Source organism: Mesorhizobium delmotii, assembly GCF_900149755.1.
GTDB lineage: Bacteria > Pseudomonadota > Alphaproteobacteria > Rhizobiales > Rhizobiaceae > Mesorhizobium > Mesorhizobium delmotii.
Map to the genome: position 1 here is coordinate 1 of NZ_FUIG01000095.1, position 611 is coordinate 611.

A 611-nucleotide genomic window follows, 5' to 3' on the forward strand; every position below is an offset into this window, starting at 1 on the left:
ATCCTTGCTCTCGCTATGGTGGCGACTGCGTTTGGGCTGCTACCGGTCTCCGTCGCTTTCTTTGCGGCCGCGGTCGGGATGGTGCTTTTCAAGGTCATCCCGGTCCGGGAGGTCTACCAATCGCTGGATGGTCCAATCCTCGTCATGCTCGCCGTTCTCATTCCGGTGAGCGATTCGCTACGCAGTACAGGGGCGACAGAAGTGGTTGCCGGCGAGCTTGCCAAACTGGGGACCATTCTTCCGGCGCCCGGCGCACTGATGCTCATCCTTGTCGCCGCCATGGCCGTTACGCCATTCCTCAACAATGCCGCCACCGTTCTGGTCATGGCGCCTATCGCCGCCGAGTTTGCTGGCGATCTCGGTTACAGGCCGGAAGCATTTCTGATGGCGGTCGCCATTGGCGCCGGCTGCGATTTTCTCACCCCGATCGGCCACCAGTGCAACACGCTCGTCATGGGGCCGGGCGGCTACCGTTTCAGCGATTATCCACGTCTGGGACTGCCGCTATCGTTCCTCGTCGTCATTGTTGCTGTGCCGATGCTAATGATCGTATGGCCGATGAACTGATATCGATGGACGGATCAATCCGGCTCGAACTTTCGCCGGCCGGC

Annotated in this window: 1 protein-coding gene; it reads left to right on the forward strand. The window is 60.6% G+C overall.

Annotated elements, in window-relative coordinates; translation table 11 throughout:
- The coding region (locus tag BQ8482_RS35535) for an SLC13 family permease (RefSeq protein WP_208867953.1) at positions 1 to 567 on the forward strand (567 nt) is incomplete at its 5' end.
- Positions 568 to 611: the final 44 nt, after the last annotated feature.